Here is a 15,789-nt window from a genome sequence, read left to right as displayed (position 1 = left end):
GCATTTTCAAATTGGGACGGGGTCAAAATGAGATTGAAATATTCACGGCAGGCGATCGCTTCGATACTTGTGGGATTGCTTGCGTTCGTCGCGCCAAGCGTCGGCTCGGCGGAATCGCTGGCCGGCAAGATCGGCGACAAACGCTTTGCCCCGACTCTCTCGCTCGATCCGAAGGAAGCCTGCTACAAATCCTACCTTGCCTATATCGCGGCGAGCGGCCATTCGGCCTACGCCACGACGTTCTATTCGCGCGTCGTGGATCTGCATATTTTCTGCAGCGTGAAGCTGAACGCTTCCTCGCAGAAGGCCGCGGAGGATATTGCTTTGCGCGCCTGTCAGAGCGGCTTCAAAAGGTGGAAGGTCAAAACCGCGAGCGGCGGCTGCGCGATCGCGGTTTCGAAGTAAATCGGCGCCTGCTGGACTGGCGCCACCCGCAGAAAAACGGGAGGGCTCCATGTTCGGCAAGATCCTGATCGCCAATCGCGGCGAGATCGCCTGTCGGGTCATCCGCACCGCCCGCAAGCTCGGCATGCGCACAGTGGCCGTCTATTCCGACGCTGACGCCCGCGCCTTGCATGTCGAGATGGCCGACGAGGCAGTGCATATCGGTCCCTCGCCTGTCGGTGAAAGCTATCTGCGCGGCGACAAGATAGTTGCCGCGGCGCTCGCCACCGGCGCAGAGGCGATCCATCCCGGCTACGGCTTCCTGTCGGAGAATCCGGACTTCGTCGACCAGGTGACGGCGGCAGGCCTCGTCTTCATCGGTCCGAGCGCCGCCTCGATCCGCGCCATGGGCCTGAAGGATGCCGCCAAGCGGCTGATGGAGACGGCCGGCGTGCCTGTCGTACCCGGCTATCATGGCGAGGCGCAGGAGATCGTGCTGCTCGCTTCCAAGGCGCGCGAGATCGGCTATCCGGTGCTGATCAAGGCGCGCGCCGGCGGCGGCGGCAAGGGCATGCGGCGCGTCGACCACCCCGACGATTTCTCCGAAGCGCTGTCAGGCGCGCGCCGCGAAGCAAAAGCGGCGTTCGGAGACGACCGCGTGCTGGTGGAAAAATATGTCGACAAGCCGCGCCATGTCGAAGTGCAGGTCTTCGGCGACAATTTCGGCAATGCCGTGCATCTTTTCGAACGCGACTGCTCGGCGCAGCGCCGCCACCAGAAGGTGATCGAGGAAGCCCCTGCCCCGGGCATGACGCCCGCGCTGCGCAAGGCGATGACGGAGGCCGCCGTGAAGGCCGCCAAGGCGATCAACTATTCGGGCGCCGGCACCATCGAGTTCATCGTCGATGCTTCGGAAGGACTGAAAGCCGACCGCTTCTGGTTCATGGAGATGAACACGCGGCTGCAGGTCGAGCACCCGGTCACCGAAATGGTCACAGGCGTCGACCTTGTCGAATGGCAGTTGCGCGTCGCGTCCGGCGAAAAACTGCCGAAGACGCAAGGCGAGATCGCACTTTCCGGCCACGCTTTCGAGGCGCGCCTCTATGCCGAGGACGCCGCGAAAGGGTTCCTGCCGGCGACAGGCACGCTGCATCATCTGAAATTCCCAGACGCGCCGCCGGGAGGCGCCAGAATGCGCATCGAGACCGGCGTGCGCGCCGGCGATGCAATCTCGCCCTTCTATGATCCGATGATCGCCAAGCTGGTGGTGCACGGCAAGGACAGGACCGCCGCGCTAGGCGCGTTGCGCGAGACGCTGGCGCGGACGGAAGTTGCCGGCTCGACCGTCAACACCGCCTTCCTGGCGGCGCTCGCGGCCGACGCCGATTTCGCGGCGGGCGATGTCGATACCGGGTTGATCGGCAGGCATCAGGAAGCGCTCACCGCTATTCCCCCGCCGAGCGACGAGACGATCGCCGCCGCGGCGCTGGCCGCGACCGACGCCGGCGCGCCAGGTGCGGCCGCCGATCCGTGGTCGACGCTTTCAGGCTACGCGCATTTCCACACGCTTGCGCGCCGCATCCGCCTGCGCCATGGCGAGGAGAACATTCTGGCCAGGGTTTCGGCACGGCCGGACGGGCGTTTCCAGGTGGCGCTGGAGGCGCCGCATGATGCGGTGAACACGCATGATCTGAGGACCATGCCGCACACCGCCCGTTGGCCCGGCCACGTCACCGTCTTCGAGGGCGCCGTCGGCTACACCTTCACGGTTCCCGACCCGCTCGCCAAGGCCGACGAGGCAGGCAGCGCCTCGGGCAGCCTGCGCGCGCCGATGCCGGGGCTGGTCAAGCTGGTGCGGGCCGCGGCCGGCGATGCGGTGATCAAGGGCCAACCGCTTCTGATCCTCGAGGCTATGAAGATGGAGCACATGATCGCCGCCCCTCATGACGGCGTGATCGCCGAGATCGCGGCCGAGGGGGCTCAGGTCAGCGACGGCACCGTGCTGGTGCGGTTCGCGGAGGACGGCCAGGGCTAGAGCGTTTCACCGTTTCATGGAAACGGCGAAACGCTCTATCTTCTTGTTTTTACGCAATTCCTGAAGGAAAACCGCTCACACTTTTCCTGGAATTGCTCTAAACGAAAATGGCCGGGACGAGCCCGGCCACCTTCGTACAATCAATACCGGCTTACTGCTGGATCGGCGCGTATTTGCCGTCGTGCCACTGGTTGATGTCGTAGCTGGCGTTCTTGAGGTCGCCCTTCTCGTCGAAGATGACGTCGCCGACGACGGTGCTGATCGGCTTGCCATTCTTCAGCGCCTCGGCGACCTTGGCCGGATCGTCGGTGCCGGCGCGCTTGACGCCTTCGGCGACGGCTTGGATCACGGCATAGGAGAACAGCGTGAAGCCTTCCGGGGTGAAGCCGCCGGCCTTGATCTTGGCGACCGCGTCCTTGGCTTCGGGCTTGGCCTGCGGGTCCGACGGGAAGACGAACATGGTGCCTTCACCGGCCGGACCGGCGACCTGCCAGAATTCCGGCGAGGCGATCGAGTCCGGCATGATCAGCTGGAACTTGACGTTCTGCTCCGCCGCCTGGCGCAGGATGAGGCCCGCCTCGGGGTGGTAGCCGCCGAAATAGACGACGTCGGCCTTGAGTTCCTTCAGCTTGGTGACGAGGGCCGAATAGTCCTTCTCGCCGGCATTGATGCCTTCATAGTCGACCTCCTTGAGGCCGCCGGCATTCATCGTCGCCTTGACGGCGTCGGCAACGCCCTGGCCATAGGCGCTCTTGTCGTGAAGGACGACGACGTTCTTGCCGGCGTATTTCTTGGCGATCCACGGGCCGATGAAGGCGCCCTGCGCGTCGTCGCGCGTGTAGAGGCGCATGATCGTCGGCCAGCCGGACTTGGCGGCGGCATCGGTCAGCACCGGGTTGGACGAGGCCGGGCTCATCATCAGCGTGCCGGCTTCGGCATAGACGGCCGAGGCCGGAATGCTCGAGCCCGAGCAGGCATGGCCGTCGACGAACTTGACGCCGTTGGCGACGATGCGGTTGGCGACCGAAACGGCCTGCTTCGGATCGCACTGGTCGTCCTCGATGTCGAGCTTGATCTGGGAGCCGTTGACGCCGCCGGCGGCGTTGATGGCGTCGGCTGCGGCCTGCGCGCCCTGCTTGAACTGGTCACCGATGGTGGCGAGCTGACCGGTCATCGGGCCGACCACCGAAATGGTGATGTCGTCGGCGAAGGCAACCGGGGCGCTCATCATCAGGCCAAACGCGGCTGCGCTCAAAATACCCAATTTTTTCATGACAATAGAACTCCTCCACTAGTGCACGGCGGCATGGCCGCGCTTCTTTCACAGAGCCGGGACAATTTCACTCTTCCCCGAAACTGTCGAGAGGACAGCAAGGCCGGTTTTGGTTCATTCCGCCGAGGATTTCTTGGGCCAAGCGCGTGATTACCAAGCGTAATGCAAAAAGCCGCGCCGACCTTGTTTCGGTCGATCGCGGCTTTTGCAGTCGAGCTCCCCGGACGCCCCCGCGCCTGAAACCCGCTCGCTTCCCTGTTTAGTCGCACGGCTTTGCCTTTATTGGCCTGCCGCGTTCTTGGTCTTGTGGGCCGGCCGTCTTTCGCGGCCTTGTCTCTTAATTCTTCGGACCTAAGTCCGCAGGATCAGTGCATCGTCATCCATTCGCGGGCTTCGCGCAGCGCCATGGCGATCTCCACCTTCGACATGGTGGCCGACAGTTCCGAGCGCAGCTCGGCGGCGCGGACCGAACCCTTGATCGCGGCGATGTTGAACCATTTGTGGGCGGCAACGACGTCGGTCTCGCAATCGCGGCCGGTCGCATACATCATGCCCAGTTCGAAAAGAATGTCGGCCTGGGCAGTTGCTCCCATGGCGCCGAAGCCGTCTTCAAGCATTTCAAAACGTGCCATTTCAATCCCCTGTCTGGCTCCCGAGAGCTGCCTCCTTCTGTCCCTTGATTTCCCTCGGGGCGGGCCGCTCTTTCGATGCTTTCGAGGATGAAGCCTGGCCTTGAATCCGTCGTTAAATGGCTTGCTTAATTTGAGGAAAACAAAGCTAAAACAAGAGGTAAACGCTGAAATTCATTAAGCATGGGAATCCAGCGTCTGCGCGGTTTTGCGTCAAATTCGATGAAAATTGGCGAGAGCGGAATCAAGACTTCGCTAACCACGGAAACCGAAGCGGTTTTCCGGTCCCGTTTATTTTCGGCCATGCGCGAAGCGAAAAACCTGGCAACCTTCCGTGGCGGCACCGCTTTCGTTTTGGCGGGAGCTGGATTAGCTTTACCTTTGCGTAAGGGACTGGAAGGGCGGACCGGAGCCCGCCGCATGCCCATTGGGAGGAGGACGAGATGTTTCGAAAGACGAGCCTGGCCCTGGCGGCCACCATGATCATGGCCGGCGCTGCGCTGGCGGACCCGATCGAAGGCAACTGGAAGACGCAAGCCGGCGACACCGCGGCGATCGGCGGCAGCGGCTCCTTCTCCATTACACTCACAACCGGCAAATATGCGGGCAAGACGATCGGTTCGCTGAAGGCGACTGGTGACAACAAATATGCCGGCAGCATCACCGACCCGGCGAACGACAAGACCTATTCCGGCAAGGCGACGCTCTCGGGCACTTCGCTGAAGATGAGCGGCTGTGTGCTCGGCGGCCTGATCTGCAAGAGCCAGACCTGGCACAAGCTCTGATCGCCAATCCCAGATCGTCCAAACGGGGCCCAAGCGGCCCCGTTTTCTTTTGCAGCGGCGCGCTCCGCCTGACCCTATCCAGGCCCGGCGGCAACTCTTCAAGAGCCCGTCAATCAATTTGAACCGCAGATGAATGCCGGTCTCAGAACCGGTTCAGAGGCTTTTTGGCATTCTCTCCCGCATTGAAGGAGAGAGAAATGCTTGCCCGTCGCTTCACCATCGTCTGCCTGCTGATGAGCCTGTTCGGCATGTTCTTCGCCATCCTGGTGGCCGAGGGCGGCCACTCGGCCCGCTTGTGGGAACGGCCCGTGGCTGGGTTCTCGGCTCTGTGAACCAAGTGACGCGCTGAAGCGACAAAGTTGAAGATCGACCACATTGAAAATCGGGACACCACGAAAATGAACCGCATCGCCGCCACCACAACGAAGATTCTCCGGCTGCTGCCGCGGGCGACGCTCATCCTCATGCTGCTCGCCGCCCCAGTGCTGGCGGTGCCGATGATGCGCGCCGACACCGGCCACCGGATCGAAGCGCCGGCGAACAAGAACAGGAGCGTCGGCTTTGTGCTGCTGGTCAGCCTGCAGCGCGGGCAAGCTCTATAGAGTGTCGGATGGCGCGACCGGCTCGTAACCAGCGCGCCTTAAACACATTCGAAGAAAATCGGCGCTGTCGGCTCTCGCGACCCCGCTTTCCCCTCCCAACCGCTGTTCCAAATCTCTATATTGAGACATGGAAAAGCGAATCTACCCCCAAGCCATCGAATCGGTCGTCATGCCGGAGCCCTTCGGCGCGCAGGACTTCCACGACGCCAAAAAGGCCGTCGCGGCGCTGCAGGCGCTCTACGACCGCAACACCAAATTCCTGCGCGATGCCTTCGCAGCCCTTGCCGCGGGTGGTGACGAGAGCAAGCGCTACCGGGCCTTCTATCCGCAGATCGGGGTCACCACGACCTCGTTCAGCCAGGTCGACTCGCGCCAGGCCTATGGCCATATGCCGACGCCCGGGCATTTCGCCACCACCATCACCCAGCCGCAACTGTTCGAGAACTACCTCATCGAGCAGCTTCGCCTCATCATGCGCAACCACGGCGTGACGGTGACGGTGTCGGAATCGACGACGCCCATTCCACTGCATTTCGCCTTCCTGGAAGGCACCTATGTCGACGGCGCGGCCGCCGAGCGCATCAAGCGGCCGATCCGCGACCTGTTCGACGTGCCGGACCTCGACGGCACCGACGACCAGATCGCCAACGGCACGTTCGAGGTGGCGTTCGGCGAGCCGCGGCCACTGGCGCCGTTCACCGCGCAGCGTATCGACTATTCGCTGCACCGCATGACGCATTACACGGCGACCAGCCCGCAGCATTTCCAGAACTTCGTGCTGTTCACCAACTACCAGTTCTACATCGACGAGTTCGTCGCGCGGGCTCGCGAATTGATGGAGAGTGGTGGAGGCGACTACAGTGAATTTGTCGAGCCGGGCAATGTCGTGACCAAGGCGGGAGCCGGCGCGCCGAGCGAAGGCACGCCGCCGCAGCGCCTGCCGCAGATGCCGGCCTATCACCTGAAAAAGCCTGGCCATGGCGGCATCACCATGGTCAATATCGGCGTCGGCCCCTCAAACGCCAAGACGATCACCGACCACATCGCGGTGCTGAGGCCGCATGCCTGGGTCATGCTCGGCCATTGCGCGGGCCTGCGCAACACGCAAGCGCTTGGTGATTATGTTCTGGCGCATGCCTATGTGCGCGAGGACCATGTGCTGGACGACGACCTGCCGGTCTGGGTGCCGATCCCGCCGCTGGCCGAGATCCAGGTGGCGCTGCAGGAGGCGGTCGCCGAAGTCACCGGCCTTTCCGGCTACGACCTCAAGCGCATCATGCGCACCGGCACCGTCGCCACCATCGACAACCGCAACTGGGAACTGCGCGACCAGCGCGGACCGGTGCAGCGCCTGTCGCAGTCGCGCGCCATCGCGCTCGACATGGAATCGGCCACCATCGCCGCCAACGGCTTCCGCTTCCGCGTGCCTTACGGCACGCTGCTATGCGTCTCCGACAAGCCGCTGCATGGCGAACTGAAGCTCCCCGGCATGGCGACCGAGTTCTACAAGCGGCAGGTGGCGCAGCATCTCACCATCGGTATCAAGGCGATGGAGAAGCTTGCCGAAATGCCGATGGAGCGGCTGCATTCGCGCAAGCTCAGAAGTTTCTCGGAAACGGCATTCCAGTAAGCGCCGCCGAAACCGGCGAGGCAATCGGTCGTCTTGCGCGAGCCGCAATTTGGCCGATAAGCAATCCGGACGGATAGCGTGGAGCAATTTCTGGAAAAGTGCGCGGCGGTTTTCCGCCCGAAATTGCGTCGGAACAAAGGGACAGCCATTTCGCCGCTTCACGGCGAAATAGGTGGGCGGTCGGAGCAGATGACAACGGGCGGTGCACGCTTGAGCATGATGGTTCAGCTGACATTCCTGGCGATGACGGCATTCTCGGCCGCGCTGCTGGCCGGGTTCTTCGGCACGCTGCATCCGGCCTTCGATTCCTTCTCGCATTTCCGCATGCATCTGAGCGTGCTGACGGTACTGCTCGCGCTGCCGCTGCTTGCCGGCCCCTATCGGCTGCAGGCCGTCGCGGCGCTGGTCTTCGCCATTGCCTGCCTCGCCACGACCACGAGCGCGCTGCCTAGATGGTCGACGCAACAAGCGGTCGCGAAGCCTGCCGACCGGATCGTCTACAGCCTGCTGCAGATGAACCTGCGCTTCAACAACCCGACGCCGAAGAAGGTGCTGTCGCTGATCGGCCGGACCAATCCGGACGTCATCACGCTCGACGAAGTGTCCGGCATGTGGGCGAAAGAGCTCAGCTATATTGCCGGCGCCTATCCCTATCGCATCCTGTGCGACTATCCCAACGGCATATTCGGCGTGGCGCTGCTGTCGCGCCGTCCGTTCGCCGCCGGCACCGCGCCGCGTTGCGAGCCGCGCGGGGCGATGGCAACCGCCGCGATCGATTTCAACGGCGTTCCGGTTGACGTCGCCGCGATCCATCTGAGCTGGCCGTGGCCGAAGGAGCAGCACTGGCAGATCGGCGAGCTGGCGGAGCCGCTGGCAGCGCTCGGCGAAACCGCCATCATGGCCGGCGACTGCAATGCGGTGCCGTGGAGCGCGGCGGTGCGGCGGGTGGCGCGGCTCAGCGGCATGACGCTGATGCCCTCGGCCGGCCCGACCTGGATCCACCGCAAGTTGCCGGACTTCCTGCGCCGCTATGCCGGCCTGCCGATCGACCAGGTGTTCAGCAAGGGCGGGGTGACGATCCTCTCGTCGGCCCGCCTGGAAGACACGGGCTCCGACCATCTGCCGGTGCTGGTCGAATTCACCCTGCCGCCCGCAAGCGACCCGCCCGAGGACGAACACAAGTCGGCGCTGGCGGCGAATGGTCTCTTGAACAAGCCGCGTAGCTAGACTGTTTCAGGGAGCTCAACTGAAAGTCGACGGAACTGACATTACTTGCGCCGCCGCCCCAAATTGTCCATCAATCGAAATGGAACCAAATTGGGAGGGGACAATGATGGCCGGTAAAGTGGTAAAAAGGCTGGGCATTCCTTCGGTGGCTCTCCTGCTGATGGCTTCGGTTGCGCCGGCGCATGCCGAATCCTATTCCAACCTGCAGAGCAGCGGCTACAAGACCAGCAAGCTGACGCGTGGCGCGTCGGGTTCGCTGGGCTGGTACGTTTCCAACGGCGAGAAGAAGTTCTTCTGCCGGATGCGGGCCACGAATGCCTATCTAGGCAAGACGGGCATAGTTGGCTTCACCTCGTCGGGCAAGCAGCTTTCCTTAGACCGAAAAGTCTATGAGCAATATGCGGGGGGATTTGATCCCTCCATGCCGCAGCTTGCCGACCTGAAGGCCGGCAGGCTCAATGCACGCAGTGTCGGCTACTGCGTTCCGGCGAAATAGGCGCGTCCCGGCTCGAAGCGCGTCGCGATCCTTCGGATTCGCTCCATGCGCGTTAGGCCGTCGATTTTACGCATGTCCTTTCGGGAGAAATGCTTTAGTTTTTGATCAGCGCATTGACCAGCCGGTCGACATGGCCGCCGTCGCGGTGCTCGCGCGCGTCGAATGCGTTCTGTTTCGCCTCATATTGCGCGTAGACGGCATCGATCCGGCTCCTGGCCTCGCGATGGGTGGCGGTGCAGAACCAATTATCGGCAAGCTTCAGGCCGGCAATGGACTTTGCGGTGGCGCGCATCATGGCCTCGGCAATGCGACCGTGGTGGTGCTCGTGGGCGTGAACGCCGGCGAGGAAGCGCTGCCAGCGCCGCTCGAGCTTGGGTGTTGGCGGCGAGGCCAGGCGAGGAAAATTGTAGGTGAGCTCCATCGTTCCGTCGGCGCCTCGCAACCTGCAGACCCCGGCATCGCGGTCGACGTCCAGCTTCCAGTTCACCACATAGCTGGTGTCGGCGATGGCGCGGGTCATGAAGCCGTGCTTGGGACCCTTGCTGTTCATCGCTTCGACCAAGGCAGCGCCGGTCGCGCCGGCGATGTCATAGTTGCGCGTCGTGACCAGCACCTTGGTGCCGGCGATGGCCTCTGGGGCGGCGCCGTACAGGCCGCCGAGCGTGATGAGGAATGTAAGAACCGCCAGGCGCATGGCCCATTTTGCTCCCTATCCGTAGAGAAGGAACTATAAGCCGCTTGCAATTTCAAGCATAAGCAACCGGCCAGCCCGAACCGCAAACGGTTGTCGGTCGATGGAGCGGCTCACATGCCCTGGTAGACCGGGCCTTCGCCGGCTTTGTTGGAGCGGCGGTCGAGGCGGCCCGGTCGGAGCGGCTCACATGCCCTGGTAGACCGGGCCTTCGCCGCCTTGTGGCGGCACCCAGTTGATGTTCTGGTTCGGATCCTTGATGTCGCAGGTCTTGCAGTGGACGCAGTTCTGCGCGTTGATGACGAAGCGCACGTCCTTGGCCGACGGATCGGCGGCGGCGTTGCCGTCCTTGTCCACCCATTCATAGACGCCAGCCGGGCAGTAACGGGTCGAGGGACCGGCAAAGACGTCGTGCTCGGAGCGCTGCTGCAGCGCCATGTCGCCGACGATCAGGTGCACCGGCTCGTTTTCCTCGTGATTGGTGTTGGAGAGGAACACCGAGGAGAGGCGGTCGAAGGTCAGCACGCCGTCCGGCTTGGGATAGGCGATCTTCTGATGCGTCGCCGCTGGTTCGAGCGTCGCATAGTCGGCCTTGCCGTGCTTCAACGTGCCGAAGGGCGAGAAGCCGAACAGCGTGTTCAGCCACATGTCGAGGCCGCCGATGCCGACGCCGACGATGGTGCCGAAGCGCGACCAGAGCGGCTTGACGTTGCGCACCTTCTTCAGGTCCTTGCCGATGTCGCTGCCGCGCCAGGCCTCGTCGTAGGACGCAAGCTCGTCATTGGCGCGGCCCGCGGCGATGGCGTCGGCGACATGCTCGGCCGCCAGCATGCCGGACAGCACCGCATTGTGCGAACCCTTGATGCGCGGCACGTTGACGAAGCCGGCGGCGCAACCCATCAGCACGCCGCCCGGGAAAGACAGCTTCGGCACGGACTGCCAGCCGCCCTCGGTGATGGCGCGCGCGCCATAGCCAATGCGCTTGGCGCCTTCGAATGTGCCGGCGATCGCCGGATGCGTCTTGAAGCGCTGGAACTCCTCGAAGGGCGAGAGATAGGGGTTCTTGTAGTTCAGGTGGACGACGAAGCCGACCGCCACCTGGTTGTCTTCCAGATGGTAGAGGAAGGAACCGCCGCCGGTCTTCATGTCGAGCGGCCAGCCGAAGGAATGCTGCACAAGACCCGGCTTGTGATTCTCCGGCTTGACCTGCCAAAGCTCCTTGAGGCCGATGCCGAACTTGCCCGGCTCGCGGCCGTCGGCAAGCTGGTATTTGGCGATGAGCTGCTTGGCCAAGGAGCCCCGCGCGCCCTCGCCGATCAGCACATATTTGCCCATCAGCGCCATGCCGGGCGCGTAGGCCGGGCCATGCGTGCCGTCCTTCTCGACGCCCATGTCGCCGGTGATGACGCCGGTGACGGCGCCGGCCTCGTTGTAGACGAGGCTTGCCGCGGCGAAGCCCGGATAGATCTCGACACCCAGCGCCTCGGCCTTGGTCGCCAGCCAGCGGCAGACATTGCCGAGCGACACGATGTAGTTGCCGTGATTGTTCATCAGCGGCGGCATCAGGACGTTCGGCAGACGGAAGGAGCCGGCCGGGCCGAGCACCAGGAAATGGTCCGCCGTCACCGGCGTCTTGAAGGGATGATCGCCCTCCTCACGCCAGCCGGGCAGCAGCCGGTCGATACCGATCGGATCGACGACCGCGCCGGACAGGATGTGCGCGCCGACCTCGCCGCCCTTCTCCAGGACGACGACGGAGAGCTCAGGGTTGAGCTGCTTCAGACGGATCGCCGCGGCAAGGCCGGCCGGACCGGCGCCGACGATCACCACGTCGAATTCCATGCTTTCGCGTTCGATATCGCTCATCGACCCCTCTATAGCTTGCCGCATTCTCGCATTGTGCTGGCTCACGCGCTGCATAGCGCATCAATTCGCGACGCGAAACCGGCGCTGACGTGACAACGCCGATTTCGACAAAAAGTCGCGGTTTTCCTACGAAACGGCAGCAACACAGGCCATGGCCAAGCATAGGCCAGACCCGGCATGTTGGCAGGCCAGGCGGCGCCTGCATGTTTTTAATTGTTCGGCGGCTTGGTTATCGGCAATACTTCGCGCCATGCGCAGTCCAGGGCCGCCCGGCTTTCCATCGAAGCGCTTGCTCTTCACGCCTGGCTTGGCCTGGCGGGCGGTTCTTCCGCTCCTCTTTTTGAGCCTGCCAGCCGAGGCCGATCCGGTGAAGGTCTGGACAACCGGTGCCTATTCCTTCTCCGACGAGCTGGGCGGCTTTCGTATTACCGGCGTGTCCGGCATCGGCACCAAGGAAGATCCGCTGGTCATCAAGGAGGAGCTGAACACGGCGACGCCGGTGACCCTGACCATCCGCGCGACCAAGCCGATCGAGCCCTTCGGCAAGGCCGGCGAGGTCGCCAACGGCGTGATGTATATGCGCATCGACGTGCTCAACAACAGCGCGCTCCCCTGGGTGGAGTTCCAGTTCGAGCTGCAGGAAATCCTCGACCAGCCGAGTGTGTTCGGCGATGGCCTGTCCTTCGACCAGCGCAACAAGACGCCCGACAACATCGTCTCCAGCAATTTCGCCGATTTCGAGCGCAAGTTCGAACCCTATGACCAGTTGCTGTTCAAAAACGGCAAGGTCGATCCGCTGAAGTCAGCAACTTTCGATTTCCTGATCACCGACTACACGCCGCGCTGGACGTTCTACATCGTGCAGGATCCGCGCATACCGACCGGGTGAAGCACATCGATATTCAGGTGAGGCCGGCCTGCAAATGGCGGCTTCCTGCGCTTCCGGTGCTCACGTACGGAAAGTACGCTCCGCTCCGGTTCTCGGAAACCACCATTTTCGACTCGGCCTGACCTGAATCTCGACATGCTTCAATAGGGCGAACGCGGCTCCAACCTTGCAAATCGGCGCCGCGCGGACAATGGTGGCGCCATGACTGCCGCCTCCCCCAGCACACCTGCCGAGATCGCCGAGCTGCTCGCCTTCTATGCCAGCGCCGGCGTCGACGACGCGCTCGAAGACGCGCCTATCAACCGGTTTGCCGAACCAGCGGCAATGCCAGTTGGACGCGGGCCGGCCGAACGCAGGCCTGCCGAGCGCGCGCCAGCCGCGCCGCGCCGCGAAGCCGCGCCCGAGAGCCGGACGGCACCCGAGCAGGCTCCGGAACGCGTTGAGAACCCACCAGCGCCCTTATCCGGCCTCGACGCCAGCAATATTCCGGATGCACCCGCGCGGGCGCAGGCGGCAGCCGCCGTTCCCGACGAGGCACAGGCGGCCGCGGCGCGCCAGCTCGCGGCAAGCGCTTCGACGCCCGATGAACTGCGCCAACGCATGGCGGCCTTCGACGGCTGCAACCTCAAATTCACCGCCAAGAACCTGGTCTTCGCGGACGGCAACCCCAAGGCCGACCTGATGCTGGTCGGCGAGGCGCCGGGCCGCGACGAGGACCTAGAGGGCCTGCCCTTTGTCGGCCGCTCCGGCCGGCTGCTCGACCGCATGCTGGCCGCGATCGGCCTTGACCGGACCTCGGCCTATATCGCCAACGTCATTCCATGGCGGCCGCCGGGCAACCGCACGCCCACGCCACACGAGACCGAGATCTGCCGTCCATTCATCGAAAGGCAGATCGAGCTGGTCAATCCAAAAGTGCTGGTCAATCTCGGCGGCCCGTCGGCCAAGACGCTGCTCAACACGACCGAAGGCATTCTGCGCCTGCGCGGCAACTGGCGGGTGCACACGACGGCTTCCGGGATTGCGATCCCAGCGATGCCGACGCTGCACCCGGCCTATCTCCTGCGAACGCCGGCGCACAAGAAGCTGGCGTGGCGGGATTTTCTCGAGGTGAAGGCGAAGTTGCGGGCGTTGGCGACTAGCTGATCTCCCCCCTTGTGGGGGAGATGCCTGGCAAGGCAGAGGGGGGCGCTGTCCCGCCAGCCTGTCAACATTGGGCCGGTACGCCAGCCGAGAATTTTAGGATTTCAGAAGCTGGCGTTCCTTCGCGCCCCCCTCTGTCCTGCCGGACATCTCCCCCACAAGGGTGGAGATCGGCTGCTTCTGCGCCTTCGCCAATTACCTCGAACGTAATTGAAATCCCTCCCTGCCCAGCCTAGTCCTACCACATGACCGCATCCGAACCCTCCGCCGGCAGCCTGATCCGCGAGTGGCGCGCGCGGCGGCGCATGAGCCAGCTCGATCTCGCCATGGAGGCCGATATATCGCAGCGGCATCTCTCCTTCGTTGAGAGCGGCCGCGCCCAGCCTTCGCGCGACATGGTGCTGCATCTGGCCGAGCAGCTGTCGATCCCGCTCAGGCAGCGCAACCAGCTGCTGCTCGCGGCGGGTTTCGCGCCGAGCTTCAGCGAGAGATCGCTCAGTGACGCAACGCTGGCGCCAGCAATGGCCGCTGTCGAGACCGTGCTCAACGGCCACGAGCCCTTTCCGGCGCTGGCGGTGGACCGGCACTGGAATCTCGTTTCGGCAAACACCGCGATCGCCCCGTTCCTTGCCGATATTTCCGAACAGTCGCTGCTCCAATCGCCGGTCAATGTGCTGCGGCTCAGCCTTCATCCGGGCGGCGTCGCGCCGCGCATCGTCAATCTGGCGGAATGGCGCGCGCATCTGCTCGAACGGCTGAAACACCAGAACGATGCCACGGGCGATCCGGTACTGATCGAACTGGAGCGAGAATTGCGCGCCTATCCGTCCGGCCTGAAGAGCAGCCGGCCCGCGCCGGTCGAACCGAGCGGCATCGTCCATCCGCTCAGGCTGGCGCATGGCGACACTGTGCTCTCCTTCATCAGCACAATCACCGTGTTCGGCACGCCGCTTGACGTCACGCTGTCGGAGCTGGCGATCGAATCCTTTTTCCCGGCCGATGAGCAGACCCGAGCCGTGCTGGTGCGGCTGGCGAAGGAGCGTATGGCGGCTTCGTAGCTCACCCCTGCGGTGGCGTCGCCGTCCTGGTGCGCGTGCGTTCCAGACCGAGTTGCCGCTCGCGCCAGATGATGAAGATGCCGGCGGCGACCACGATCACGCCGCCGATCAGCGTGTTGAGCGAGGTCACGTCGCCGAAGACGAAATAGCCGACGACGACGCCGAGGATCATCGAGGTGTATTCGAACGGCGCCACAACGGAAGCCTCGGCATGGCGATAGGCCGCGGTCATCAGGATCTGGCCAAGCCCGCCGCAGAAGCCGGCGAAAACGAGCAGTGCCGCCTGCAGCGGCGTCAGCGCCTGCCAGCCGAAAGGCAACGTGAAAAGCGACAGCACCGAAGCCGTCGAGGAGAACCATAGAACGATGGTTGCCGTCTTCTCCGTCTGCACGAGATTGCGCACCAGGAGCATGGCGACGGCCGAAATTGCAGCGGCGATCAGCGCGGCCATGACGCCGAGCACCTCCTGGTCGTCCAGGCCCTGATCGGAATTGAGCAGCGTCAGTTCGGGCCAGGAGATGACCAGCACGCCGGCAAGACCGACGACGACCGCGCTCCAGCGATAGACGCGGATCGTCTCGCCGAGGAAGATCGAGGAGAACACGACGACCAGCAGAGGCTGGGCATAGTTCAGCGTGATCGCCTCAGGCAACGGCAATCTGGTCAGCGCAAAGAAGCCAAGCCCCATGGCGCCGACACCGACCAGGCCGCGCGCGATGTGGTTGAACGGCCGCCTGGTCGTGAAGGCGGTGGCCAGTTCGCCCTTGAAGGCCAGGAAGGCGATGATCGGGAAGATGGCAAAGAAGGAGCGGAAGAACACGATCTGCCCCGCGGGCACGTCGCCGGCCGCCTTGATGCAGGTCTGCATGCCGACGAAAACCGTCACCGAGACGATCTTCAGTGTGATGCCGCGCAGCGTGCTGTGGCCGACGGCATGATCGACGGTCATCTTGCCTCATCAGAATGGTCGGAAAACGAAGCCGCCAAATAGCCTAAGAGCAATTCCAGGAAAAGTGTGTAACCGGAAATTGCGAAAACACACCCTATCCCGCGGTTTTGTCGCGTGGCGGTTTCGTGTAAA

16 protein-coding genes are annotated in these 15,789 nt (G+C 63.6%); 11 read left to right on the top strand and 5 right to left on the bottom strand.

The annotated features are described in order from the left end of the window. Positions 1-27: 27 nt before the first annotated feature. A complete protein-coding gene (locus tag EN862_RS13355) occupies positions 28-405 on the top strand; it encodes a hypothetical protein (protein ID WP_127867210.1) in 378 nt (125 codons plus the stop codon). 49 nt (positions 406-454) lie between these two features. Further along, complete coding sequence (locus EN862_RS13350; RefSeq protein ID WP_127867209.1) at positions 455-2,419, top strand: acetyl/propionyl/methylcrotonyl-CoA carboxylase subunit alpha; 1,965 nt, start codon at positions 455-457, stop codon at positions 2,417-2,419. A 151-nt stretch (positions 2,420-2,570) separates the two neighbouring features. On the opposite strand, the gene EN862_RS13345 is transcribed toward EN862_RS13350, so the two are convergent. Together EN862_RS13345 and EN862_RS13340 are read right to left on the bottom strand one after the other, a co-directional pair. Continuing rightward, on the bottom strand, positions 2,571-3,692 hold the full coding sequence (locus EN862_RS13345) for an ABC transporter substrate-binding protein (RefSeq protein WP_095816174.1): 1,122 nt from the start codon (positions 3,690-3,692) through the stop codon (positions 2,571-2,573). A 365-nt stretch (positions 3,693-4,057) separates the two neighbouring features. Then, positions 4,058-4,324 carry a sel1 repeat family protein gene (locus tag EN862_RS13340; protein WP_042639605.1) on the bottom strand — a complete coding sequence of 89 codons (267 nt, stop codon included), beginning with the start codon at positions 4,322-4,324 and terminating at the stop codon, positions 4,058-4,060. Positions 4,325-4,764: 440 nt separating this feature from the next. Between EN862_RS13340 and EN862_RS13335 the strand changes: the two genes are divergently transcribed. From EN862_RS13335 to EN862_RS13315, 6 genes are all read left to right on the top strand, one after another. Then, the gene (locus EN862_RS13335; protein ID WP_127867208.1) at positions 4,765-5,106 is read left to right on the top strand and encodes a DUF2147 domain-containing protein; all 342 of its coding nucleotides are present in this window, start codon (positions 4,765-4,767) and stop codon (positions 5,104-5,106) included. Positions 5,107-5,303: 197 nt separating this feature from the next. Then, positions 5,304-5,438, top strand: coding sequence for a hypothetical protein (locus EN862_RS37385; RefSeq protein ID WP_281035848.1), 135 nt, complete (start codon positions 5,304-5,306; stop codon positions 5,436-5,438). A gap of 66 nt (positions 5,439-5,504) precedes the next feature. After that, positions 5,505-5,708, top strand: a complete 204-nt coding sequence (locus EN862_RS13330; RefSeq protein ID WP_127306839.1) for a hypothetical protein — start codon at positions 5,505-5,507, stop codon at positions 5,706-5,708. 169 nt (positions 5,709-5,877) lie between these two features. Then, the gene (locus tag EN862_RS13325; protein ID WP_245519623.1) at positions 5,878-7,338 is read left to right on the top strand and encodes an AMP nucleosidase; all 1,461 of its coding nucleotides are present in this window, start codon (positions 5,878-5,880) and stop codon (positions 7,336-7,338) included. A gap of 216 nt (positions 7,339-7,554) precedes the next feature. Next, entirely contained in the window at positions 7,555-8,565 is a 1,011-nt protein-coding gene (locus EN862_RS13320; RefSeq protein WP_127867299.1) for an endonuclease/exonuclease/phosphatase family protein, read from the top strand. A 103-nt stretch (positions 8,566-8,668) separates the two neighbouring features. Then, positions 8,669-9,061: a hypothetical protein gene (locus EN862_RS13315; RefSeq protein WP_127867206.1), complete on the top strand. Its 393-nt coding sequence runs from the start codon at positions 8,669-8,671 to the stop codon at positions 9,059-9,061. A 94-nt stretch (positions 9,062-9,155) separates the two neighbouring features. On the opposite strand, the gene EN862_RS13310 is transcribed toward EN862_RS13315, so the two are convergent. Together EN862_RS13310 and EN862_RS13305 are read right to left on the bottom strand one after the other, a co-directional pair. Further along, positions 9,156-9,755 carry a DUF922 domain-containing protein gene (locus EN862_RS13310; RefSeq protein WP_127867205.1) on the bottom strand — a complete coding sequence of 200 codons (600 nt, stop codon included), beginning with the start codon at positions 9,753-9,755 and terminating at the stop codon, positions 9,156-9,158. Between the two features lie 183 nt (positions 9,756-9,938). Continuing rightward, positions 9,939-11,642 (bottom strand): electron transfer flavoprotein-ubiquinone oxidoreductase, encoded by a 1,704-nt coding sequence (locus tag EN862_RS13305; RefSeq protein ID WP_281035847.1) that lies wholly within the window; start codon positions 11,640-11,642, stop codon positions 9,939-9,941. Between the two features lie 226 nt (positions 11,643-11,868). On the opposite strand from EN862_RS13305, the gene EN862_RS13300 reads away from it, so the two are divergent. The 3 genes from EN862_RS13300 (at position 11,869) to EN862_RS13290 (ending at position 14,708) form a co-directional block, all read left to right on the top strand. Further along, positions 11,869-12,507, top strand: coding sequence for a hypothetical protein (locus EN862_RS13300; RefSeq protein WP_127867203.1), 639 nt, complete (start codon positions 11,869-11,871; stop codon positions 12,505-12,507). Positions 12,508-12,708: 201 nt separating this feature from the next. Further along, positions 12,709-13,653 (top strand): uracil-DNA glycosylase, encoded by a 945-nt coding sequence (locus tag EN862_RS13295; RefSeq protein ID WP_127867202.1) that lies wholly within the window; start codon positions 12,709-12,711, stop codon positions 13,651-13,653. A 242-nt stretch (positions 13,654-13,895) separates the two neighbouring features. Beyond that, positions 13,896-14,708: a helix-turn-helix transcriptional regulator gene (locus EN862_RS13290; protein ID WP_127867201.1), complete on the top strand. Its 813-nt coding sequence runs from the start codon at positions 13,896-13,898 to the stop codon at positions 14,706-14,708. A gap of 1 nt (position 14,709) precedes the next feature. Here EN862_RS13290 and EN862_RS13285 read toward each other — a convergent pair whose 3' ends face one another. Beyond that, positions 14,710-15,657, bottom strand: a complete 948-nt coding sequence (locus tag EN862_RS13285) for a DMT family transporter (protein ID WP_127867200.1) — start codon at positions 15,655-15,657, stop codon at positions 14,710-14,712. Positions 15,658-15,789: the final 132 nt, after the last annotated feature.

It is taken from the genome of Mesorhizobium sp. M2E.F.Ca.ET.219.01.1.1, from assembly GCF_004016445.2.
Classification (GTDB): domain Bacteria; phylum Pseudomonadota; class Alphaproteobacteria; order Rhizobiales; family Rhizobiaceae; genus Mesorhizobium.
Note: the sequence above shows the minus strand (reverse complement) of the source record. Positions and strands in the feature narration are given on the sequence as shown.

Excerpts from the sequence above, each read along its gene's own strand:
- EN862_RS13355 (WP_127867210.1), top strand. The coding sequence starts at position 28 with ATGAGATTGAAATATTCACGGCAGGCGATCGCTTCGATACTTGTGGGA.
- EN862_RS13350 (WP_127867209.1), top strand. The coding sequence starts at position 455 with ATGTTCGGCAAGATCCTGATCGCCAATCGCGGCGAGATCGCCTGTCGG.
- EN862_RS13345 (WP_095816174.1), bottom strand. The coding sequence starts at position 3,692 with ATGAAAAAATTGGGTATTTTGAGCGCAGCCGCGTTTGGCCTGATGATG.
- EN862_RS13340 (WP_042639605.1), bottom strand. The coding sequence starts at position 4,324 with ATGGCACGTTTTGAAATGCTTGAAGACGGCTTCGGCGCCATGGGAGCA.
- EN862_RS13335 (WP_127867208.1), top strand. The coding sequence starts at position 4,765 with ATGTTTCGAAAGACGAGCCTGGCCCTGGCGGCCACCATGATCATGGCC.
- EN862_RS37385 (WP_281035848.1), top strand. The coding sequence starts at position 5,304 with ATGCTTGCCCGTCGCTTCACCATCGTCTGCCTGCTGATGAGCCTGTTC.
- EN862_RS13330 (WP_127306839.1), top strand. The coding sequence starts at position 5,505 with ATGAACCGCATCGCCGCCACCACAACGAAGATTCTCCGGCTGCTGCCG.
- EN862_RS13325 (WP_245519623.1), top strand. The coding sequence starts at position 5,878 with ATGCCGGAGCCCTTCGGCGCGCAGGACTTCCACGACGCCAAAAAGGCC.
- EN862_RS13320 (WP_127867299.1), top strand. The coding sequence starts at position 7,555 with ATGATGGTTCAGCTGACATTCCTGGCGATGACGGCATTCTCGGCCGCG.
- EN862_RS13315 (WP_127867206.1), top strand. The coding sequence starts at position 8,669 with ATGATGGCCGGTAAAGTGGTAAAAAGGCTGGGCATTCCTTCGGTGGCT.
- EN862_RS13310 (WP_127867205.1), bottom strand. The coding sequence starts at position 9,755 with ATGCGCCTGGCGGTTCTTACATTCCTCATCACGCTCGGCGGCCTGTAC.
- EN862_RS13305 (WP_281035847.1), bottom strand. The coding sequence starts at position 11,642 with ATGCGGCAAGCTATAGAGGGGTCGATGAGCGATATCGAACGCGAAAGC.
- EN862_RS13300 (WP_127867203.1), top strand. The coding sequence starts at position 11,869 with ATGCGCAGTCCAGGGCCGCCCGGCTTTCCATCGAAGCGCTTGCTCTTC.
- EN862_RS13295 (WP_127867202.1), top strand. The coding sequence starts at position 12,709 with ATGACTGCCGCCTCCCCCAGCACACCTGCCGAGATCGCCGAGCTGCTC.
- EN862_RS13290 (WP_127867201.1), top strand. The coding sequence starts at position 13,896 with ATGACCGCATCCGAACCCTCCGCCGGCAGCCTGATCCGCGAGTGGCGC.
- EN862_RS13285 (WP_127867200.1), bottom strand. The coding sequence starts at position 15,657 with ATGACCGTCGATCATGCCGTCGGCCACAGCACGCTGCGCGGCATCACA.